Genomic DNA, 22225 nt, shown 5'->3' on the forward strand with positions numbered 1-22225 from the left:
GGCGCACAGTGTTTACAGGGCGTGGTCCTTGGTCTCGACGAGCGCCCAGGTGCAGACCAGACTCACCACACCGAGGATTGCCAACATGATTCCGATGGCCATACTCCCGTAGGCCGAGGCCAGCGGTGCGGCGATCAGCGGCGGCACTGCGCCGCCGAGCACTCCGGCGAGGTTGTAGCCGAGGCCGGCACCGGTGTAGCGGTAGCGGGTCTGGAACATTTCCGGAAGCAGCGCACCACAGGGGCCGTACGCGATTCCGAAGATCATCAGCGTGCCGAACATTCCGAGGATGAACGCGATCGGTGTTCCGGTGTCCAGAAGCGGGAACAGAATGAGCGCCCACACCACAGCCAGACCACAAGAGATCATGATGACCTTGCGACGCCCGATGCGGTCCGAGTACAAGGCGGAGACGATGATCGCCGCACCGAAGACGAAGGCGGAAGCGATACCGACCGACAGGACGAACGGGCGGGAGAAGCCGAGGGTCTTGGTTCCGTAGCTCGTGAGGAACGCCGTGCCCATGTAGAAGAACGCGAACAGGCAAGCGAGGGCGCCGGCCGAGAGCAGGATTTCCTTGGTCTGGAACCGCCAGGCATCCAGGAACGGAAGGGTGCGAGGTGCTTCGTTCTTCTGCTCTGCGACGCGCTCTGCCTGCTCCGCCTTGAAGACCGGGGTCTCCTCGATGGCGAGTCGCATGTAGAGGCCGATGCCGACCAACACGATGGAGAACAAGAACGGGATACGCCAGCCGTAGTCGAGGAAGGCTTGGTTGGTATCGCCGAGAACAGCGCCGGTGATGAGGAAGGTACTGCTCGAGAGCACGAAGGCGATTGCGGGGCCGAGCTGCGGGAACATCGCATACAGACCACGTTTGCCCGGTGGGGCGTATTCCGCGGTGAGCAGAGTTGCGCCTGCCCATTCACCACCGACCGCGAAGCCTTGGCCGAATCGCAAGAGCACCAGGATGATCGGAGCCGCAACACCGATGGTTGCCGCACCGGGTAGCAAGCCGATCAGGAGCGTCGAGATACCCATGAGCAGGAGCGTCGAGATCAGAGTCTTCTTGCGACCGATGCGATCACCGAAGTGTCCGAACAGCATTGCGCCGACGGGCCGGGCGATGAATGCGACTGCGAAGGTCGCAAACGACGCGACGGTTCCCGCGGTGGCACCGAGCGCGGGGAAGAATACCGTCGGAAAGACAAGTGCCGCAGCAGTTCCGTAGATGAAGAAGTCGTAGAACTCGATGGTCGTGCCGATGCAGCTCGCGATCGCGACGCGCCGCACACTGGTGGTCTGCGGGGGTTGTGTCGCGCCTGCGGCACTCGCACCCCCGGCGCCGGCGGCGCTGTTGCCGCCTGTGGGAGAGACTGTGGTCACTCGATTCCTCCGTGGTCCCGTGGTGTCGCCCTGTGGGCATCACCGTCGATAGGAGGAAAGGTAGTGATGTGGCTCACCCCCGCACTACCCCCGAAAGGGGGTAGGAGTGATCTCAGTCACGACTTGTATGCAATGGTAACGAGTTTCACGGCTCTTCACATGCCGTGGGCCGTCCGATTTGTTCACACGAATCGGACGGCCCACGCTGAACTGCGTCAGGTCCAGCGCTACGAATCAAGCCTTTCCGGCAGCCCCGAAAAGCTCCTGACGGATCTCTCCCCACACCGTGGCGTAGGAGTCGATGATCGGTTCTGAAATCCACTTGGACTCCCCCGCTTGAACTTTCGCGAGAGCATCCGAGAAGAGATCCTGGTAGCGGGACAACCGCGGAACGAATGCCGACAAATCGTCGAACAGGTTTGCAGCCCGGCGGTCCAGCTCGGCAAGGGAATTCGCGTCTGCGTCGTCGATAAATGCAACGAACTCCTCGTCCAGCGGAACGAAAGCCTCGTACACCTCGCCGATGGAGTCCTCGTCGATCGAGACCCGCTCAGCGTCCAACTGATCTTCGAGTTCCGCGAGGCCTTTCTCGGTCAGGCTGATGACACCTTCTGCTTCGGCCGCTTTACCCTGCGCGACAAGTGCGTCGTACGCAGCTTGACCGGACGCTGCGCTGACGCCCAAGTGCTCGGCCAGGACGACCGCTCCGACCCGCTCTTTGAGACGTACTGCTTGGAGCAGTGCCAACTCGTCCACATTGCCAGCGAAGGCCATCGATTTCTCCTACTCACGTGCCGCCTCTGCGGCTCCAGCATCACAGCGGACACCCGTGGGTTTCCGCAGCCCGACAAAGGGCTCGAAAGAATCAGATCACACGCCGATCGATCGTTGTGAAGTCACCGCACCAAGCCGACTGTCACGCGACGGAATCCACCTGATCGGGGATCACGCTGCCGTCCGCACGAGTCACGGCGCCTTTCTCCCCGGCCGCGTCGGTGTATGCATCGGTCGAGCAGTGATAGGGAGCATCCGCCTGTGCTTTCGGTTCGATGAACATGGGGTTGACCAGCCATTTTCCGTCACTGTTGTCGTAGGCATTGCACATCAGTTCGGGATTGTTGCGGTTGATCACCAGGCGCGCACCGGTCGCATCTCCGAGGAACGTCACGTCGGTGACAGAATCACCGGCAGCAAACACCTGACGCCGATCGGCAGGCAACTGCTCGAACGCCGTAGGCCCTTGGACCCCGTAGACAACCTCGTTGACCTGGCACCGCTTCCCGTCGATGTACGGAATGACCGAGTCGTCACCGTCCGCAACCCCACCACATCCCCGCAGGCGCCCCGTCAGAACGCCGCCCTCGACGATCGGCCGAACTCCCATCACGTGATCGGCATCCAATCCCAGCTGCTCCGACCAGACTCGAACGACCGGTTCGGCCGACGCGGAGATGATCCGCACGTCGAATCCATGAGCGCCGAGGGTTTTCACCAAATCTTCGACTTGCGCGTAGTAACGCACCGAGCCCTCGACTTCCGTGGTACCGACGGTCTGATCGGATCCTTCTGCAGCAGCGAGATTCTCAGCACGCGCTGCGCGGGCGTACTCGGTGATCTCGTCCTCGGTGTGCCCTGCCATCAACTGCACCGCCCACGCGTATGCGGCCTTGGTCCGGCGGTGATCGTAGCCGTCGAATGCAACCTGTCCGTCGCGAGTCTTCTCCTCGAGTACCGCAACGATCTCGTCAGCGCAGTCCAAGTCGGTACTGGTTACCAAGGGTTGACCCGGGGCGGTCTCCGAGCCACACGCGACGGAAAGTGCGGCAGCGCCGGCTGGAGTCATGAAGCGACTGGTGGTTGCCCAGTCCGCTCCGGCGGGCTGTAACACCTTGTTGTTCTTGATCATCCAGAATGCAGTGGCGCTTCCGATGTCGTTCTTGACAACTGTGTTGTCCCAGTCGAAGAGCGCCAACGGTGCGCCGTCATCGACATCACCTGCAGCTCCACACGTTCCGAACTCCGTCATCATGGCATCCAACCTCACACGGTTGTCGCCGTACCACGCCAGACTGGGATCCAACGCCGCGCAGGATGAACTACCCTGCGCCGCATCCTCTTTCGTGGTACTCTCGGCCGAACTACATGCAGTTGCACTCAACAGGACACTACCTACGGCCAACGCACACAGGGCGCGGGCATGCAGCGAACGGAACATCGATTCCCTCATTTTCGTCGTGATTCGGGTACGACGGCATACCCAAGTGTCGATCGACCCGGGTATGCCGTGCAGCTGTCAACTAGTCGAGCGTCAGCACTTCTCCCGACGCAACGGCGTCGGCGCGAGAGGTGTCCTTGAGGTCGACGCCGGAGCGGCCCAATTGGCGCGCTCCCGTCACCAACCCCAGGACGACACGAGCAGCCTGCTCGTATCCGAGGCCCTCGGGTGGGTGGACATTGGAAATGCAGTTTCGATCCGCGTCGGTACGACCGACGCGCGGAAGGTGAGTCAGATAGATCCCGACGCTGTCCGCAACGGAGAGCCCTGGACGTTCGCCGATCAGGACGATCGCCGTCTGCACTCCCATCGCGGCGGCGATGTGATCACCCAGTGCCACACGGGCATTCGTGGCGATCACCGGCGGCGCAATCGAGTACCGCTCCCCCAACACCGTGACCAACGCGGACAGTAGTTGCTCGCCGTGGTCCATCAGTGCTCGCGGGGAGAGTCCGTCGGCGAGGATGAACCCGATTTCCTTGTCGGAGCTCTTGATCGCGCTCAGGTCAGCAGGCTGGCGCCCCAGGTCGGGTCTCCGGAGATATTCGCTGCGAGTGGAGACGCTGCTCGCGACCACCACCGGTGCCCCGATACCCACCCCGTCGACCCGACTGGCGAGAGTCTCGGAATCGAGTGGCTCGTGCACTGCGTCGCGGGCTGCGGCGTGTGCTGCCTTGAATTCGAGAACCCGCTTGGTGGGCAACGAATCTCCGGCACGCCCCAGCCCGATACGCGATTGTGTGGTCTTGCGCAGTGGACCCCAGAAATCGAGGATCGGCGCCTGATCTTCGGTCATGAGTTCACCGTCAAAGCCCGCAGCGGCGACATTTCGGCGTCGATCGGAAGAACCCGACCGTTTGCGTCGGTCATCCCCAAATTGTGGAGCCAGGTCTCGAACTCCGGGGCGGGCTGCAAACCGAGGACCTTACGCACATACAGCGCGTCGTGGAACGCCAGACTTTGATAGCCGAGCATCACGTCGTCGGCGCCGGGCACCGCGATCACGAACGCCGCGCCGGCGACGCCCAGCAAGGTGAGGAGGTTGTCCATGTCGTCTTGATCGGCTTCGGCGTGGTTGGTGTAGCAGACGTCCACTCCCATCGGCAGCCCGAGGAGTTTTCCGCAGAAGTGATCCTCCAAGCCCGCGCGAATGATCTGCTTGCCGTCGTAGAGGTACTCGGGACCGATGAAACCGACCACCGTGTTGACCAGCAGCGGCTCGAGATCTCGGGCCACGGCGTATGCCCTGGTCTCGAGTGTCTGCTGATCGACCGGGACTCCACCGGTGCCGTAGTGGGCACCTGAACTGAGGGCGGACCCCTGCCCTGTCTCGAGGTACATGACGTTGTTGCCGACCGTTCCGCGGTTCAAGGAGCGTCCGGCCTCGTTACCCTCGCGCAGTAGCGGAATGTTCACTCCGAAACCGGAATTGGCGCCTTCGGTACCGGCAATCGATTGGAAGACAAGATCGACCGGCACCCCCGATTCGATCAGTCCGATCGTGGTGGTCACGTGAGAGAGCACGCACGACTGAGTCGGGATCTCGAATCGCTGACGGATGTCGTCGAGCAGGTGGAGCAGATCCGAGGTGGCCTGGGGTGAATCCGTCGCGGGGTTGATGCCGATGACGGCGTCGCCACATCCCATCAGGAGACCGTCCAATGTGGCCGCCGCAATGCCGCGTGGATCGTCCGTCGGATGGTTTGGCTGGAGTCGGGTGCTCAGCCGTCCAGGCAGTCCGATGGTGGTGCGAAACCCCGCGGTGACCGTGATGGCCTTGGCGACGGCGATCAGGTCCTGATTGCGCATGATCTTGCTGACCGCGGCAACCATCTCGGGGGTCAGACCGGGACTCACGGCAGACAAGCGTGCTGAAGCTTCCGGCGCCGACGCAGTCTCGAGCAGCCAGTCCCGTAATCCGCCAACAGTCAGGTGGGCCACTGGCGCAAATGCGAGGCGATCGTGGCTGTCGATGATGAGCCGGGTCACCTCGTCGTCCTCGTACGGAACCAACAGGTCTTCGAGGAACACCGTCAACGGAAGATCAGCCAGAACCCATTGGGCAGCAGCGCGTTCGGCATCGGAGCTTGCCGCGCAACCGGCGAGTTCGTCACCCGACCGCAGTGGTGTCGCTTTTGCCATCAGATCGACGAGACCGTCGAACGAGTAGTTGGTTCCGGATACCTGCTGGTGATACTTGGCCATCCCGCGACTCATCCCAATTCTTCTTCCGCCTGTGCAAGTACAGCAAACTCCTCGTCCGGCGAGTTGGCAACAAGGTGGTGGCGACTGTAGAGACCGAAGTACGCCATCAGAACGCCGAAGGCGACCAAGGTGAGCAGTGCCGCAACGGGATCGACCAGGAAGGTGGCCACCACCGACACTGCCGCGATCACGAGCGCAAACGAGGTGGTGGCGATACCGCCGGGCGTGCGGTACGGGCGCGGCATGTTCGGCTCACGCTTACGAAGAACGATGTGACTCACCATCATCAGGACGTAGCTGACTGCCGCGCCGAACACCGCCATGTTGAGCAACATGGCACCTTCACCGGTGAGTGAGAGCGCGAAGCCGATGATTCCAGGGACGACGAGCGCGAGAGTGGGGGCCTTGCGCTTGTTGGTCACCGACAGGTTCTTCGGCAGGTAGCCGGCGCGGGAGAGCGCAAACGTCTGGCGTGAGTACGCGTACATGATCGAGAAGAAGCTCGCGACCAGACCGGCAAGTCCGATGTAGTTGACGGCCTTTGCCGCTCCGCTGTCCCCCAGCGCCTCGACGAGCGGATTTCCGGAGGTGGACAGGGCGTCGGCGCCGAGCGCACCGGTGGCGAGGAAGAGAACCGTTGCGCCTGTGACGATCAGGATCAACATGCTGATGATGATGCCGCGGGGGACGTTCTTCTCCGGTTCACGTGCTTCCTCGGCGGCCAGCGGTACACCTTCGACGGCAAGGAAGAACCAGATCGCGAAGGGCACGGCGGCCCAGATTCCGAGCAGACCGAATGGCAGGAACGACGACGATCCGACTGCGCTGGTGTCGACGGCGATATCGGTGAGGTTGGACGAATCGAAAAGGCCGACAGCCGAAACCGCGAACACGACCAGGCCGACGAGTGCAATGGCGGTGATGATGAACATCGCCTTGAGTGCCTCACCGGCGCCGGTGAGGTGAATGCCGATGAAGATCGCGTACACCGCTAGGTACACCCACCAGCCGTCGGTGATCCCGAACAGGTTCAGGGACTCGACGTACGCACCGATGAAGGTCGCGATCGCTGCGGGTGCTATCGAGTACTCGATGAGAATTGCTGTGCCGGTGGCAAATCCGCCCCAGGGCCCCATGGCCCGTCTCGCAAACGTGTATCCACCACCAGCGGCAGGAAGTGCCGACGACATCTCGGCCATACCGAGCACCATCGCCAGGTACATACCCGCGATGACGACGGCCGCGATGAGAAGGCCACCGAAACCACCTTCGGCCAGACCGTTGTTCCAGCCGGCATAGTCACCGGAAATCACATAGCTGACACCCAACCCCGCAAGCAGCACCCACCCTGCTGTTCCCTTTCGGAGTGTTCGTTTCTCCAGATACGAATTGTCTTCCGCATGGAAGTCTGCGCCGTCGTGGTGTGCACCCGCGGCACCGGCGTTTTTGCCGGTTGCGTGGTCGGAAAGAGACATGTCCATCCTCTGAATCGGTCAAGAATGAGACGACGCACGGTGGATGCGTCGCGTGAAATGAACGGTATGTGGGCGATGTACGGAGAAGGTCGCCTGGAGATGACCGTGCTGTTAACTGGCTGTCATGTGAGCGGCCCCGAGTCTGTTCAGATCTTCTTCAGGCGGCCGTTCTCACGATCGGGCGGCCGCGCCCGGCACCGGGCAGGCATCGACGGCCTCGGCGACGACCTGGGGAACCGTCGGGGGCGAAGGACGCACGCCCGCTTCCCAATCAGCGCCTACGAGAATGCTCGAAGCGCCGAGTGCTTCGTTTTCGTCCGGTGTGAATGCCCTTGCTCGACTGAGGAATCTGAATCCTTCAGGAGACTCCAGGCTGAATCCGCTGCCGCGGCCGGGCACGACGTCCAGCACCAACTGGGTGTGCTTCCAGGCTTCGAACTGTGATCCGGAAATCCAGACCTGTACAGCGTCGGTTCCGGTGGGAAGGTCTTCGGGAATCTCTCCGACAGCAAGTCGGAGATCGACGATTCCGAGTAGTACGTCACGGTCCCCGATGATGAATTCGCCTGAGGGATAACACATCGGGGCCGAGCCGTCGCAGCATCCGCCGGATTGATGCATCATCAGTTCGCCGTGAGTCCCGCTGAGGCGGCGTAGCAGGTCAGCCGCCCCAGCGGTGGTCACCAACCGGGGTGGAACGGCGCCGGTATCGGGTGTGTCCGTGGCGCTCATTCCAACCTCCGTGTGTTTGTGCAGGTTTCGCGTGTGCAGTCTTGCGCACCGGCACCCGCAGCGAGGGGCTCACGGGTGCCGGTGGGTCGATCAGAAGAAGCCCTGAGCCTTCTGGGCGTAGCTGACCAGGAGGTTCTTGGTCTGCTGGTAGTGCGAGAGCATCATCAGGTGGTTCTCGCGGCCGATGCCGGACTGCTTGTATCCACCGAAAGCGGCGTGTGCCGGGTACTGGTGGTACGTGTTGGTCCAGACGCGACCGGCCTGGATGTCGCGGCCTGCGCGGTACGCGACTCCGCCGTCGCGGGACCAGACACCGGCGCCCAAACCGTAGAGCGTGTCGTTGGCGATTTCGATGGCCTCGTCGTAGTCCTTGAACGAGGTGACCGAGACGACGGGTCCGAAGATCTCTTCCTGGAAGATGCGCATCTTGTTGTTGCCGGTGAACACCGTCGGCTGGACGTAGTAGCCGCCGGACAGGTCTCCGCCGAGTTCGGCACGCTCACCACCGGTGATGACCTTGGCGCCTTCGGCCTTGCCGATCTCGATGTACGAGAGGATCTTCTCGAGCTGATCGTTGCTGGCCTGGGCACCGATCATGGTGTCGGTGTCGAGCGGATCCCCTTGGCGCACAGCCTTGGTGCGAATGGCGGCCATCGCGAGGAACTCGTCGAAGATGTCTTCCTGGATCAGCGAACGTGACGGGCAGGTGCAGACCTCGCCCTGGTTGAGGGCGAACATCGTGAAGCCCTCGAGTGCCTTGTCCTGGTAGTCGTCGTTGGAGGCGAGGACGTCGGAGAAGAAGATGTTGGGGCTCTTGCCACCGAGTTCGAGGGTCACGGGGATGAGGTTCTGCGACGCGTACTGCATGATCAGGCGACCTGTGGTGGTTTCACCGGTGAACGCGATCTTCTTGATACGCGGGCTCGACGCGAGCGGCTTTCCGGCCTCGACGCCGAAGCCGTTGACGATGTTGAGCACACCGGCAGGCAGCAGGTCACCGATGATGCCGATGAGGTGCAGGATCGAGACGGGTGTCTGCTCGGCAGGCTTGAGCACGATGGCATTGCCGGCAGCAAGGGCGGGAGCGAGCTTCCACACGGCCATGAGGATCGGGAAGTTCCACGGAATGATCTGGCCGACTACGCCGAGCGGCTCGTGGAAGTGGTACGCCACGGTGTCGGAGTTGATCTCCGAAAGCGAACCTTCCTGTGCGCGAATAGCTCCCGCGAAGTAGCGGAAGTGATCGATGGCGAGCGGAATGTCGGCGTTGAGGGTCTCGCGGATCGGCTTGCCGTTGTCCCACGACTCGGCGAGTGCGATGGATTCGAGGTTCTCCTCCATACGATCAGCGATCTTGTTCAAGATGATCGCGCGCTCGGCGACCGAGGTCTTGCCCCAGGCCGGAGCTGCTGCGTGCGCTGCGTCGAGAGCGAGCTCGATGTCTTCTGCGGTGGAACGAGCCACATCACAGAAATTCTGTCCGGTCACCGGTGTCGGGTTCTCGAAGTACTGACCCTTGACCGGAGCAACCCATTCGTTGCCGATCCAGTTGTCGTATCGAGACTGGAAGGACATGATCGCGTCGGCGGTACCTGGACGGGCGTACACGGTCATTGCAAGCTCCTATGTAAACGTGATCTTCCTGGGCGCACCCACCAAATCGGTGACTGCAATCCCACCCCCCGGTGGGGTGTGATTCACAACACTAGGAGTTGCAACGTTGCAAGTACGTTGCGTGCGAGAAACGCAGATGATTCTCAGATGCCCAATTGGCGGTCGAGGAGATCAATTCTTGCCTGGACCTGCGAATACAGCGGAGATTGAGGATCCAACGTGGACAGGTAGGCCTCCCACACGACGGAGTCTTCGCGCCCATGTACGGACGTGGTCCACCGGGCCAGAAGGTTGGCGTCACCTCCACGCAGCAGAGCCGCCTGAACCCTGGTGCGTAGTTCTTCCCGCACCTCTTCGATTCCCGGGGAGGCCGAGCCTGCCAGTACCGGGCCCGAATACAGTTTCATCGCCGTCGCCGCGTCTCCGCGATCCAACGCTGCCCGCACGTCGCCGACGTCTGTCGTGAACTCCGCGATGATCCGATAAGGACGCGAAGCCAGCCGGTCGGCGCCGAAAACCTTACGAAGCCGCGACATTTCCGCGCGGATGGTCACTGCGTCGAGCTCCCCCTCGTCGAGCAGGACCGCAAGGTGGTCGGAGCTCAGACCCTCCGGATGTTCGGAGAGCAGAAGGAGAATCTCGGCGTGACGCTGCGAAATCGGGATGCGGTCACCGCCGCGAACCAGCGTCGGCCGGCCGGCACCGAATGTTTCGAGGCGCGGAGCCGTGGCGCTGAGCGGGATAGGCGAGTTCAAGAGGTGGAATCGCAATTCCGATTCGGCGGCCGCAACAGTTGCACGGATCAGCGACAGCACTTCGGGAACCGCGACCCTGGGACCACCGGTGATGTCGATGGCACCAAGGATTTGCCCAGTGGTGGGATCGTGGACGGGTGCGGCCGAACAACTCCAGTCGTGCACGGTTCGGTTGAAATGCTCGGATCCGAAAATCTGTACGGAGTGATCGAGAGCAAGCGCCGTTCCCGGCGCATTGGTGCCGACACGATCTTCGCTCCAGTCGGCGCCTTCGACGAAGTTCATGGACAACGCTTTGTCCTTGGCCGAATTGTCACCCTCCACCCAGAGCAGTCGACCGTGTGCGTCGCTGATCGCGATCAGCAATCCGGTCTCGGCAGCATCTTCCACCAGGAGTTTCCGAATCACCGGACGGATCAGTGACATGGGATGCGCGGACCGATATTTTTCGAGTTCCAACCCCTCGAGCATCTCAGGATTGCCGACAACGTCAGGATTTACTCCCTTGTTGCGGCTCCGCATCCAGGACTCGAGCACGACCGAACGGACATGGGAGTCGTCGGTCAGCCCTTGGCCGGGCACGCCGCGGGCATCGATGAACGACTGATGGGCAGACGAAAGTCGCCGCGCGAGTAACGCGACGTCATCCCCTGGCCTGACCGCCACCCACGGGTTGCCGGACACAGCCTGTTCACGTGCCATATTTTGCGTTCCTCCGCTCCGTGGACCACTGTAACGCCGATCACAGCCCATAGGCGAGAACGACCATTCGGTATGACTGTCGACCTAGCCTGCTGCCCCTCGCGGCCACTCGTCACGGAGCAGGATGGCGCTTGCTCGTTCCGCGACCATCACCGCGGTCGCGTGTGGGCCGCGGGTCGGAATCGTCGGCAGGATTGACGTGTCAACAATACTGAGTCCTGCCGCGCCGATCACACGGCACCGATCATCGACGACTGCGAACAGGTCCGATTCGGCACCCATCACGCAGCTACCGGACATGTGCAAGGACGTACCGAGGCGAGATTCGATCCACTCGTCGGTGTACTCCACGACGGGGCGATCGATCAACCCGGTCTCGGCGATCGACTCGAGAAGGTTCTCGGCGATCTGCATTCCTTCCCGAATGGCTGCTCGATCGTGCGTCGACGCGACGTAGTTGTATCGAATACGCGGTGCCCCAGCGGGATCCCCCGATGCCAGTTCGATGCTCCCACGACTGCGCGGCGCCATGAGGACCACCCCGACGCCGCGATCCATGCGAGGCACACCGGGAACCAAGTCTGTGAAAGATGCGGTGTACGGGCGGATTTCAAGCTCGGCGAGATTGAGTGCAGTCTCCAGCACCGGTGTCTGCGAGCGAATCGCACGAGGCGTCGAAAAATGGTACGGCAGCAGCACTTCCGGATGGTCGACGAAGTTCTGGCCGACGCCAGGTCGATCGAGAATGACGGAAACTCCTTGCTCTGCAAGTTGTTCCGCCGGACCAACACCGGAATTCAAGAGAATGTGCGGCGTCGCCACCGCACCCGAACACACGATCACGTGGTCGGCATGAATGCGTCGGACGTTGCCGTCGTCGAGAACGTCGACGCCGACCGCACGGGTTCCCGAGAATACGATGCGAATGACGTTCACTCCGGATTCCACCCGCAAATTCGGGTGGTGCAACGCCGGCATCAGATACCCGATCGCAGTACTGATCCGACGATGATCCGCCACGTTCAGTGGCACTCGGCCGACGCCGAACGAGTCCGGCGCATTCTTGTCGACGTCGTCGGGAAAACCTGCTCCGAGCGCTGCCGCATGAAACTCACCGCTCAGTGGATGCAGTTGGTCCCACGCTCGACGCTCGACCGGGATCGGACCGGCGGTCCCGTGGAACTCGCTCTCGAAATCACGATCCGTCTCAGACTTCTTGAAGTACGGCAAGACGTCGTCGTATCGCCAAGCACTCGGCCAGTTCTCGAAATCTGCGCGGGTCGCGCGCATGAAGTATGCACCGTTGACGGCCCCGGACCCACCGAGTGTCCGCCCGCGCGCAATCGTGGACGCCCGACGCGGTGTCAGTTCGACCGGATACGTCCACGTGTATTCGCTCGCAGGTCCGACCGGCAGTCGGTACGGATCACCCAGGACGTCCGGAAGTTCGAGCGCCGAACGATATCCGCTTCCCGATTCGAGGAGCATCACCGTGGCGGATGGATCTTCACTGAGCCTGGCTGCGACGACGCAGCCACACGTGCCACCACCGACAACCAGGAAGTCTGCGTAGTCGGCTTCTGTCACTTGGTGATTCGAGGTTTCAGCGCCGCCCAGTCACGGGCGTCGAACGCGCCCCGCCAGAGTCCGGCCCCATACGCGATGTCGTCTGCTCGTTTGAAGAAGACGTACCGAACCGGACCCAGCCCGCCTGGCTCACGGTGGCGATACCAGTCCACCAAACCTTCGGTGACTGCCGCAGCGACGGCCAGTCGCCGAATTCGACGGGAGGCGATCACCGCCAGAAGAGTCACCGGCCAGTAGTGACGACACATCGCCGAGGCGAGTTGCCAGAATCCTCCGACAAACCCCTGCGCAGTGAGGATCGCTGCGATCCGGGTGGGCTGACTCAGCCCGTTGAACATCTTTCGCAGGCGATACACCGTGAAGAGCAGAGCGCCCAGCGCACTCGCAAGACCGGAACGGGTCAGTGTTGCGGCGGCGATGCACGCGAAGAGCGTCGAGAACGACATCGCCATCGGCGGAACCGAACCCTCGTGTCTTGCAGCCAACGGCGCCGCGCCCGTGCCGTAGAACGCTCTCCTGGCGAACCACTTGTCGAACTGAACTCGATGATCGTGGGCGACATGCGCAACCGGTTCGTACCTCAGTCGCCAACCCGCAGCCTGCAGTCGCCAGCAGAAATCGACGTCCTCAGCCACTTCGAGACTCTCGTCGAAACCGTTGCATTCGAGTGCCACGTCGCGCCGGACGATCACGGCCGCGCTGGGAACATAGGCGACCGGACTTCCCGACTTCACCGCAGCTTCTTTGCGTCCGAGGTCGAGAGACGATCGCATGTTCTCGTACCGCGCCAGCGCCGTCCCGTACGGATCGAGGGCGACGATGCGGGGCGCAACAAGGGCAACCCCTGGATCGCTGAAGTGGCCCAACATCAACTCGAGCCAACCGGCACGCGGTATGACGTCGGAGTCGAGGAAAGCTACGAAACGTGTTTGGGCCGAACGCAATCCCGAGTTTCTCGCTGCCGAGGGTCCGCGGGCGCTCTCGTGCCGCACCACTGTGATGGTTCCGGTGCCCGGGCAGGCGCGACGGGGCTCCACCGGCACTTCCGAACCGTCGTCGACAACGATGACGGTCAGATCCTTGAGGACGGGCAGTAGGCGTTCGACGCCGGCCTGGTTGTCCTTGACCGGAATCACGACGGTGACATCTGCCGCAGACGGTGTCGACATCGGACGAGGATTCGCGACGCCTGAATCGAGAAGGTGACGAGCAACCGCAGCGCTCTGCTGGTCGACCACCTCGAGGAAGCCGTCACCGATCATCGCCGCAGCCGTCGGAGCCAGCTTGAGCATCCGTGTCGGAGAGCCGCCGATGAGCACCCGGCCGCCCGAGTACGTGCGCACCTTGGGGTCCAACCGAATGCCGAAGCCGTCGGGGAGTCTTGCTGGTCGCATCAAATGATCGTAAGGGACGTAGCCCGTCGTGCTGCAACTCGTCGCAGCCTCGAAAGCCGTCGCAGGTGGACCGTCCGCCCCCACTCGGTCGTGGTCGTCACCGAAGCCTCCCATCTGGACCAGGCTCCCACCGGGCCAGTCCATCCGTCACGCGTCCTACCAACTCACCGAAGATGTATGCGCCGTCTTCGGCGGTAGCCCCGACTGGATTGCCGAGAACGCCGTTTTGCGACACAGCGACCATACCGCCCGAACGCATTCCTGGCATCAGGTCCGCGATAGGAGACAAATTTCCTGTCTCAGCAAGGCTCATGTGCACCAAATCGGGCGAAAGGTGCAGCAATAGGCTCGTTTCAGTGTGTCCCGCGTGCGCATCGGCACCCGCAACAGCGCACGGCACCCAAGCGGCGTCACGTCCCTCGTATCGAAGAAGTGCCACAGCTTTGGCCAGCGCGGGACCATTTCCGCCGTGGCCGTTGACGAACAGCACCCGCTTCGTCCATCTGAACGCCGACCTTCCGTATTCGACGACGAGGGTTTCCATAGCCTCGGCACCGATCGAAATCGTGCCGGCAAACCCTTCGTGTTCGCCGCTCGCCCCGTATTCGATGGCCGGGGCCACGACGACGTCGGGCAGGGCCTGTGCGACTGCTCTCGCGATCCGAGTGTCGGTATCGAGAGGCAGGTGCGGTCCGTGTTGTTCGAAAGAACCGACCGGGACCACGACGGTGAGCGCAGTGCCCTCGAGCGCCGGACTCGGGATGGCAGCAAGGTCACGCGGAGAACTCATCCCCCGATCGTATTGGTGCCGGCCCCTCCCACCGCAACACAGCATGCGGATACACCGGGGCATGGTTGTGCCCCGGTGTATGAGTTTTCAGTTGTCGCGGTTCACGCCGCTGTCGGTGGACTGTTCCCGCCGATCGGATGCTGATACGGATCGATCGACATCGGCGGATAGAACATCGTCTTCCGATCCGGGCCGATCTCCACTCGCCACTCGGTGTGGTGCATCGTCCAGTGGTGATGCCCGCACAACAAGATCAGATTGTCGAGATCCGTTGGGCCACCATCATTCCAGTGAACAATATGGTGAGCATCGCCCCCCCCCCCCCCCGACGGCGTCCCGCACCCCGGAAATGCGCACCCACCATCCCGAACCGCAAGAGCACTTCGCTGCGGAACTGTCGCCGTTCTTACTTCCTTGCCGCAATCGAGCGGAACACCATTCTCATCCAACAAAATTCGCGTCACGGTGCAGTCGCAGGCCAACATCCGGGCGGTATCGAGACTGATCGGCCCCACCCAATCCGTCCACGCGAACCCGAGTTCCTCCGTCGACGGCAGGAGGTCTTTCAACGCTTGCAGGTCCGTCATGTCTTTCGCCGATACTGTGACCGTGATGTGCGGTTTCACGCCGCCTTCGATCTGACCCAACCCCGCCCGCTCGTACCGGCGCAACAACTCGCAAAACCCGTCCGCACGCCGTAATGCCGGAGTACGCGTGTCTTTCACGCCGTCGTTCTCCGGTGTCGGAGCGGACAGGCTAGACAACAACGTGATCAGACGGGCCCCGTTCACAGCATCTAGGTCGCCCTTCACAGTTACTCTGCCGTACAGGCCTTTCGAGGCGTAGAACTCGTTGCGCTCAGAGTCTTCCCCGACCGGAACACCGTCCTCGCGCTTGCCAAATTGCTTCTCGATCCGGCGAATCGCTGCCCGCACCGCATCACAATCCGCGATGTTCTTCGACGCCAACCCCAACAGAATCCTGCGGGCCTTGTCCACATCCGCCGGGGTCATGTTCTTCGGTGGATGCTGGCAAAACGACGCCACCTGCCGGGCTTTCAACGCATCCACGTCACCCCGATGAAACGCATCCGCCACAACAGGTTCGAGCATCAACAACCGCGCCAACCCCACCAGCAGACTGCACTCACCGATCTCCAAATTCGTCGAACCATGCAACCACTGTGCGATCGCCCGGAAACCCTCCCGCCGAGAACCTCACGGGAAAACATCTCCACGATCAGCAACACCATCCGCGACTGCAACTCGTGCCGGGCGTGCACCAGATCGAGAACCTCACCCTTGAGGTCCTCACCATCCAGCTGCCACGCTTCCCGACTGTTCATACCGAAAGTTTAATCGAACATACTTTCGAGAACCAGAGACAAAACGGACGACTTAAATCGCCAACGCAGCCCGATGCCCCTCGATGACCGCTGCGTGCGAACGTCTCGGAGACAAGGCGTCACCGATGCGAAATATCTCGAAAGAACTTCCCTGCAAGGTGTTCCACAACTCGTCTACAGGTTCCTGCTGTGTCGCGAAGACCACCCAGTCGACCGCAACTTCCTCGACCACACCCGTCGGAAGGTGAACCAAGCTCACGAGCGGCGAGGCTCCAGTGCTCACCGAAGTCACCATCAGATCCGTCCGTTGCACGATCGACTTCTCGAACGCCCGGCGGTTCCACCCCTCGAAATCCAGGGTGACGCTCAGATCTTGGGCAACCACCATGCCGTTGGTCGCGATCGTGACAGCGCAACCTCGATCAGCCAGGAATTCAGCCACCGACGTACCTTGATGGAATCCCAACTCGTCGTATACGAGCACCGTTCCGCTCGGCAGAACCCTGCCGTCGAGAACGTCTCGAACACTTACGACACGCTCTGATCCACCCGCCCACGTTGGGCGCACGGGCCGCGCGCCGGTTGCGATCACTACCACGTCGGGCGCCCTTTCCTCCACAATCGCAAGGTCAGCTCCAACACCCAGCTCGATCGTCACACCGCTTCGGCGACACTCCGATTCGAGATTTCGCGCGAGGTCGGCGAGCTCACGGCGAACCGATACCACCGAGGCGGTAAGAATCTGTCCGCCAAGTCTTCGTTCACGCTCGAACAGCGTCACCGCATGACCTCGCTGGGCCGCGGTGGCCGCAGCTTGCAGGCCGGCCGGGCCGCCGCCAACTACCATCACCGTGCGGCCCCGTCGCCGCGGCATCGGCAGTGGGACCGATTCCCGACCGGCGCGCGGATTTTCGGTGCACCCCAACCAACGCCCCAGACCCATCCGCCCGACGCATTCCTGGTTGCAGGACAGGCAGGTTCGCACCTGTGACGATTGACCGGCACGCGCCTTGTTCACGAAATCCGGATCGGCGATCTGCCCGCGAACTACGCCCACCAGATCGCATACACCGTCCTCGAGTGCAGCTTCGGCTTGCTCCGGCGTCTTGAAACGGCCGACTCCGACGACTGGAAGATCGATGACCTCCCTGATCGCAGACGGGACGAAGTTGGCGTAGCCGGTGGGTACAGCCATCGATGCTTCGACCAGATGCAGTGTTTCCGTGGCCATTCCGACGGTGGTGTTGATGTAGTCGACGTGACCGTCAGCTTCGATCAGTTGGGCGGTGGTTACCGCGTCGGACAGTTCGATGCCACCCCGCGTTCCTTCGTATCCACTCAGGCGCACACCGAGCACACGATCCGGGCCGATGGCCTTACGCAGTACCCCGAGCACTTCGAGAAGGAAACGAGCACGATTTGCCACGCCCCCGCCGTAGCGATCGGTGCGCAGGTTGGTCGAGGGTGCCAGAAACGCGCGCACGACGGACGACTGCGACGCCTGCAATTCCACCCCGTCGAAGCCACCGGCAACGCAGTTGCGCGCAACAAGGGCGAACCCTGCGAGAATCTCGGCAATGTCCGCGTCGTCGACAGCCTTGGGCACCTCGCGGAACAACGGATCCGCAACGGCGCTCGGCGCCAACAGCGGCGATCGCGAATAGGTTCCAGCGCCCTGACCCCCGTTGTGGTTGATCTGCGCGAGAATCGACGAACCATGCGCATGAACGGCGTCGGTGATCCGCCGGTATCCCTCGATCGCTTCCGGCCGATAGCCCGCAATCATCTTCTCGTACGGTCGATCCGAAGGATGCGTCGAGTGTTCCTCGGTGATGATCAGACCCGCACCGCCGCGTGCCCGCGCCTCGTAGTAGCTCGCGTGCTGCTCCGTCGGCAACCCGTTCTCCGCGTAATTGGTCAGGTGTGCGGAGAACACGACCCGATTGCGGAGTGTCAGGTTGCCCAGGCGCAGTGGCGCGAAGAGGCGCGGGTACGGCGTCATCAGACCTTGGAGTTTCCTTGATCGAGAGCGATATGACTTGCCGTGACGGTGCGTGAACCGTCACCCGCGAGCCACAGAACGGTATCGGCGATCTCGTCGGGTTCGGCGAACGCGATGTCCGAGAGGATCGGAGTGAAGTTGGGAAGGTACTGCGGAAACTTTGCAAACACCTCGAGCGCACCCTGGTCGACCCCCATCGGCGTATTTACTCCGTAAGGGTGGATCGAGTTTACCCTGATCTTGTACTCCCCCAGTTCCTTTGCCGCGGCCTGCGTCAGACCGACGAGACCGAACTTGGCGCTCGCGTAGTGCGCCTGTCCGGGCAGCGCCTTGAGTCCGGCCACCGAACTGACCACGATGATCGATCCACCGCGCCCACCTTCGATGATCGCCGGCACCGATGCCTTGAGGGTTTTCCAGACTCCGGTCAGGTTGATGTCGATCAGGGTTTCCCACTGCTCGTCCGACATTTCCCAGAATCGATTCCAGTTACAGACCCCGGCATTGGCGACCACGATGTCGAGGCGTCCGAACTGCTCGACACCGTCCTTGACCACCGCGGTGAGCGCTGCGCCGTCACGGACATCTACCTCGCGGGCGAGGATCTTCCCACCCTCCGCTTCGACCAGACGTATCGTCTCGGCAAAGTCCTCGGAAGTTGCTGCGTCGTAAGAATTGTCCGACGCCACCGACGCGCACACGTCGACTGCGATGATCGCTGCTCCCTCGCGCGCCATCTTGACCGCGTGTGCACGTCCTTGACCGCGCGCTGCGCCGGTGATGAAAGCAACGCGACCTTCGAGCGAACGAACTGAACCCTGTGTCATGAGATAGCCCTCTCTGCAGAATTGAAACTCGTTCTAGTAGTAAACCCTGCAAAGCGCCCTTCGCGGATGGATTCGAGAACAGTTCTCGGGGCAACCGAGTCACCCACCTGGATGTCGGCCGCTTCCTTCAGCGTTTCGTTCGGCAGACGAGGCGAGCAGTCGATCACCACTTCACACTCGAGCTGTGACCGCTCGCCGGTATGAACGTGCTCGACGCAGACGGCCCCTGAGGCGATTTCGATGACACGGGACGCGAGCACCCTGGTGACCCCGGCCTGCTGGATGCGCGTGTTGGCGCCGACCAGATCCCCACTCGCACCGAGCCTCGAACCGACGATGCTGTCCGGGGTCACAATCGAGACGGAGACGCCCTGGACCGCGAGTGCTTCGGCGAGCGCCACCGCGATCGGTCCACCGAGCGGATCGATCAGCGCGACCGGACCCGGCCCCACGGTGGTCAACTTCCCGAAGGCTTCCGACGCATCCAACCACCGAACCGAATCGTCGACCGGATACGTCGGCGGCCGCGCAGCGCTACCGGTGGCAAAAACAATCAGCTCGCCCCGACTACGTGCCTCACTCAGGTCCTGCGCCTCGACCGCCGCCCCGGTCCGCATCGTCACGCCGCTACGACGGCATTCGTCCTCGAGCCACTGTGCGAGGAGTGTGAACCGGCTGCGGCCGTTACCTCGCGCAAAAGTTCGGATCATGCCGCCGAACTGCGATGAACTCTCGACGAGTGTGACCGAGTGCCCCGCCACCGCCGAGATCCGCGCGGCTTCCATCCCGGCGGGGCCACCCCCCACGACCAGCACGGCTCCCGGTGTCGAAATCTGCTCTCGCTCATCGGGGTCCACCGTCTCGAAACCCGCGCTCGGATTCCCCACGCACGTCACGACCGGGTTGCGAGGATCACGCACGAGGCACGTCTGATTGCAGAGCACACACGGCCGTGGACGATCACCGCGCGCGGCTTTCACGACCAGGTCCGGGTCCGCGATCTGGGCCCTGGTCATCTCGACGAACTCGGCTACTTCCAGCGCTGCATGAGCGTCGGCGATGTCCACGACGCTCCCCTGCACGACAACCGGAATTGAGACCGCGGCCTTGATCTCACGGCACAGATCGAGGTTGAAGTTCGGCGGGCAGTGAAAGTCGGGTCGGTACCCCTCCGACGAATAGAGTCCGCCACGAACGACGACAAGGAGATCGAGTAGTGGCGACAGATCGCGTGCAAAACCGGCGGCGAGATCGGGTGTCAGTCCCGCCCATGACGCTTCCTCGTCGCAGGACAACCGCAGGGAGACAACGTGATCCGATCCGACTACCTCGCACACTGCCGAGATGATCTCGCGAACAAGGGCAACGCGATCAGTGCCGTATCGGTCTTGCCGAGTGTTGGTCAGACCCGAAAGGAATTGTCGCAGAATGCTTCGAGGACCGGCATCGAGTTCCACTCCGTCCATTCCCGAAGCGATGGCCATTGCCGACGCTTCACGAAAGCCGGCTATCAGCTGGTCGATTTCCGGCTGCCCCATTGCCATCGGCAACTCACGCGTCACCGGGTCGGCCACTCTTGACGGTCCCCACAGCACCGATTGGGAGTAGGCGCTCGATCCCTGCATCCCGGTATGACCGAGCCCGGCAAGAACCAGCGTTCCGTACGGAGCACATGCAGCCGCGATCGATTGCCACCCCGGTCCGCACTCCGACGCCAGCGGTGCCCGCTCGTACGGCCAGTCGTTCTCCAATACCGAGGCCACTTCGGTGACGACGATCCCGGCTCCGCCCTCGGCGCGGCGCTGGTAGTACGCACGGTGCCGATCGGAAAGCGATCTCCCCACAGCAAGATTGGTCTCATGCGGACCGAAAACAACCCTGGACCGGACGAAGCGTCCGGCCAGGGTTGTGTGTTCGTCGAGTGTCAACTCACAGCTCTATCGGAACCGCAATCTCAGCTGGCGCCCAGTGAGCGCGTGAAGCCTTCCGGGACCACCAGGTCTGCCGGGCTCAGTTCGGTGATGGACGAGTGGCCAAGGCCCATCAGCCCCGAGTCGATGCCCATCCGCATCAGGTCGAGCACGTTCTCGACACCGGCCTGGCCGTTTGCCGAGAGACCCCACAGGTAGGCGCGCCCGAGCATGACGGCCTTGGCTCCGAGTGCGAGCGCCTTGACGACGTCGCCGCCGCGTCGAATGCCGCCGTCGAGAACAACTTCCACCTGATCGCCCACGGCCTCGGCAATGCCCGGGAGCACGCGGATCGGTGCCGGGGTGCCGTCGAGGTTGTTACCACCGTGGTTGGAGACCGAGATAGCGGAGACACCGGCGTCGACAGCTCGCTTGGCGTCGTCGATGCGCATGATGCCCTTGAGCATGAACGGTCCACCCCACTGCTCACGAAGCCAGGCGATGTCTTCCCAAGTCGGAAGCGGGGTCTGCATCCACTCGCCGTACGCGCCGAAGAACGTCGGTGCCGGCTGGCCGGGAGCCGCGAGGTTGGGTGTTGTCAGGTCGGGGATCTTGCCGGTCTTGGCGAACTCCAGCAACCACTTCGGGCGCATGATGCCCTCGGGAGCGAACTGGAACATCGCCTTGAGGTCCATCTTTTCGGGGATGGACGGGCTGCCCCAGTCGCGACCGTACGAGAAGGACCAGTCGGTGGTGATGATCAGGCCCTTGGCACCGGCAGCGCGAGCGCGCTCCATACGCTGCAGGAGCACGTCGCGGCTGCCGACCCAATACATCTGGAAGAAGACCTGCGGGTTGGCCGCGGCAACTTCTTCGATGGACTTGCTGGCGAAAGAACTCAGTCCGATGGCTGTTCCCCGTGCTGCAGCCGCACGAGCTACCGCTACCTCACCGTCGGGGTGCACTGCCTGCACACCGGTCGGTGAAATCATGACGGGCAACGAAATGTCCTGGCCCATAATGGTGGTGGACATCTCGCGCTTGTCCGACAGTCCCGCAGCATGAGGAGCGAAGCCCAGTTCGCTGAATGCCGCGACGTTGTCGTCGACCGTCAGCCCTTTCTCGGATCCCGCCACCAACGCCGCGTACACGGACTTGGGCAACCTCTTCTTCGCACGGCGCTGTGCTTCTGCCACCGTCTCGAAGAAAGCATTCTTAGCCATTGAACT

The 22225-nt window shown here is 62.4% G+C and carries 16 protein-coding genes and 1 pseudogene; all 17 read right to left on the minus strand.

Annotation, left to right across the window (positions count from 1 at the left end; all coding sequences use genetic code 11):
* Positions 1–12 precede the first annotated feature (12 nt).
* Positions 13–1290: an MFS transporter gene (locus CPI83_RS20090; RefSeq protein ID WP_020906868.1), complete on the minus strand. Its 1278-nt coding sequence runs from the start codon at positions 1288–1290 to the stop codon at positions 13–15.
* Between the two features lie 327 nt (positions 1291–1617).
* Positions 1618–2157 (minus strand): hypothetical protein, encoded by a 540-nt coding sequence (locus CPI83_RS20095; protein WP_097387621.1) that lies wholly within the window; start codon positions 2155–2157, stop codon positions 1618–1620.
* 142 nt (positions 2158–2299) lie between these two features.
* Positions 2300–3463 carry a haloacid dehalogenase-like hydrolase gene (locus CPI83_RS20100; RefSeq protein WP_343229947.1) on the minus strand — a complete coding sequence of 388 codons (1164 nt, stop codon included), beginning with the start codon at positions 3461–3463 and terminating at the stop codon, positions 2300–2302.
* Positions 3464–3680: 217 nt separating this feature from the next.
* Entirely contained in the window at positions 3681–4454 is a 774-nt protein-coding gene (gene eutC / locus CPI83_RS20105) for an ethanolamine ammonia-lyase subunit EutC (RefSeq protein ID WP_019744242.1), read from the minus strand.
* Complete coding sequence (locus tag CPI83_RS20110) at positions 4451–5875, minus strand: ethanolamine ammonia-lyase subunit EutB (RefSeq protein ID WP_097387623.1); 1425 nt, start codon at positions 5873–5875, stop codon at positions 4451–4453. The genes eutC and CPI83_RS20110 overlap by 4 nt, the downstream gene beginning before the upstream one ends.
* Complete coding sequence (gene eat, locus CPI83_RS20115; RefSeq protein ID WP_003941913.1) at positions 5872–7344, minus strand: ethanolamine permease; 1473 nt, start codon at positions 7342–7344, stop codon at positions 5872–5874. Before eat ends, CPI83_RS20110 begins: the two co-directional genes overlap by 4 nt.
* Before the next feature lie 165 nt (positions 7345–7509).
* Positions 7510–8070: a DUF779 domain-containing protein gene (locus tag CPI83_RS20120; RefSeq protein WP_030535452.1), complete on the minus strand. Its 561-nt coding sequence runs from the start codon at positions 8068–8070 to the stop codon at positions 7510–7512.
* 90 nt (positions 8071–8160) lie between these two features.
* Positions 8161–9684 (minus strand): aldehyde dehydrogenase, encoded by a 1524-nt coding sequence (adh, locus tag CPI83_RS20125; RefSeq protein ID WP_007730158.1) that lies wholly within the window; start codon positions 9682–9684, stop codon positions 8161–8163.
* A 143-nt stretch (positions 9685–9827) separates the two neighbouring features.
* Complete coding sequence (locus tag CPI83_RS20130) at positions 9828–11141, minus strand: helix-turn-helix domain-containing protein (RefSeq protein ID WP_020969008.1); 1314 nt, start codon at positions 11139–11141, stop codon at positions 9828–9830.
* Between the two features lie 84 nt (positions 11142–11225).
* A complete protein-coding gene (gene mftG / locus CPI83_RS20135; protein WP_097387624.1) occupies positions 11226–12728 on the minus strand; it encodes a mycofactocin system GMC family oxidoreductase MftG in 1503 nt (500 codons plus the stop codon).
* The gene (gene mftF, locus CPI83_RS20140; protein ID WP_020906864.1) at positions 12725–14122 is read right to left on the minus strand and encodes a mycofactocin biosynthesis glycosyltransferase MftF; all 1398 of its coding nucleotides are present in this window, start codon (positions 14120–14122) and stop codon (positions 12725–12727) included. The genes mftG and mftF overlap by 4 nt, the downstream gene beginning before the upstream one ends.
* A gap of 97 nt (positions 14123–14219) precedes the next feature.
* Positions 14220–14912 carry a mycofactocin biosynthesis peptidyl-dipeptidase MftE gene (gene mftE / locus CPI83_RS20145; RefSeq protein ID WP_019744248.1) on the minus strand — a complete coding sequence of 231 codons (693 nt, stop codon included), beginning with the start codon at positions 14910–14912 and terminating at the stop codon, positions 14220–14222.
* 101 nt (positions 14913–15013) lie between these two features.
* Positions 15014–16257 (minus strand): annotated as a pseudogene (locus tag CPI83_RS20150) (DUF222 domain-containing protein).
* A gap of 52 nt (positions 16258–16309) precedes the next feature.
* Positions 16310–18259 (minus strand): mycofactocin system FadH/OYE family oxidoreductase 2, encoded by a 1950-nt coding sequence (locus CPI83_RS20155; protein ID WP_097387625.1) that lies wholly within the window; start codon positions 18257–18259, stop codon positions 16310–16312.
* Positions 18259–19086: a mycofactocin-coupled SDR family oxidoreductase gene (locus tag CPI83_RS20160; RefSeq protein ID WP_003941966.1), complete on the minus strand. Its 828-nt coding sequence runs from the start codon at positions 19084–19086 to the stop codon at positions 18259–18261. Before CPI83_RS20160 ends, CPI83_RS20155 begins: the two co-directional genes overlap by 1 nt.
* On the minus strand, positions 19083–21014 hold the full coding sequence (locus tag CPI83_RS20165; protein WP_097387626.1) for a mycofactocin system FadH/OYE family oxidoreductase 1: 1932 nt from the start codon (positions 21012–21014) through the stop codon (positions 19083–19085). Before CPI83_RS20165 ends, CPI83_RS20160 begins: the two co-directional genes overlap by 4 nt.
* A 26-nt stretch (positions 21015–21040) precedes the next feature.
* Complete coding sequence (mftD, locus tag CPI83_RS20170) at positions 21041–22219, minus strand: pre-mycofactocin synthase MftD (protein ID WP_097387627.1); 1179 nt, start codon at positions 22217–22219, stop codon at positions 21041–21043.
* Between the last annotated feature and the right edge of the window lie 6 nt (positions 22220–22225).

The organism is Rhodococcus sp. H-CA8f (assembly GCF_002501585.1).
Taxonomy (GTDB): Bacteria; Actinomycetota; Actinomycetes; order Mycobacteriales; family Mycobacteriaceae; genus Rhodococcus_F; species Rhodococcus_F erythropolis.

What these genes read in the sequence shown, in the direction of transcription:
- mftD (WP_097387627.1), bottom strand. Translation starts at nt 22,219, where the DNA reads ATGGCTAAGAATGCTTTCTTCGAGACGGTGGCAGAAGCACAGCGCCGT.
- CPI83_RS20110 (WP_097387623.1), bottom strand. Translation starts at nt 5,875, where the DNA reads ATGAGTCGCGGGATGGCCAAGTATCACCAGCAGGTATCCGGAACCAAC.
- eutC (WP_019744242.1), bottom strand. Translation starts at nt 4,454, where the DNA reads ATGACCGAAGATCAGGCGCCGATCCTCGATTTCTGGGGTCCACTGCGC.
- CPI83_RS20155 (WP_097387625.1), bottom strand. Translation starts at nt 18,259, where the DNA reads ATGACGCCGTACCCGCGCCTCTTCGCGCCACTGCGCCTGGGCAACCTG.
- CPI83_RS20095 (WP_097387621.1), bottom strand. Translation starts at nt 2,157, where the DNA reads ATGGCCTTCGCTGGCAATGTGGACGAGTTGGCACTGCTCCAAGCAGTA.
- mftE (WP_019744248.1), bottom strand. Translation starts at nt 14,912, where the DNA reads ATGAGTTCTCCGCGTGACCTTGCTGCCATCCCGAGTCCGGCGCTCGAG.
- adh (WP_007730158.1), bottom strand. Translation starts at nt 9,684, where the DNA reads ATGACCGTGTACGCCCGTCCAGGTACCGCCGACGCGATCATGTCCTTC.
- CPI83_RS20130 (WP_020969008.1), bottom strand. Translation starts at nt 11,141, where the DNA reads ATGGCACGTGAACAGGCTGTGTCCGGCAACCCGTGGGTGGCGGTCAGG.
- mftF (WP_020906864.1), bottom strand. Translation starts at nt 14,122, where the DNA reads ATGCGACCAGCAAGACTCCCCGACGGCTTCGGCATTCGGTTGGACCCC.
- eat (WP_003941913.1), bottom strand. Translation starts at nt 7,344, where the DNA reads ATGGACATGTCTCTTTCCGACCACGCAACCGGCAAAAACGCCGGTGCC.
- CPI83_RS20120 (WP_030535452.1), bottom strand. Translation starts at nt 8,070, where the DNA reads ATGAGCGCCACGGACACACCCGATACCGGCGCCGTTCCACCCCGGTTG.
- CPI83_RS20160 (WP_003941966.1), bottom strand. Translation starts at nt 19,086, where the DNA reads ATGACACAGGGTTCAGTTCGTTCGCTCGAAGGTCGCGTTGCTTTCATC.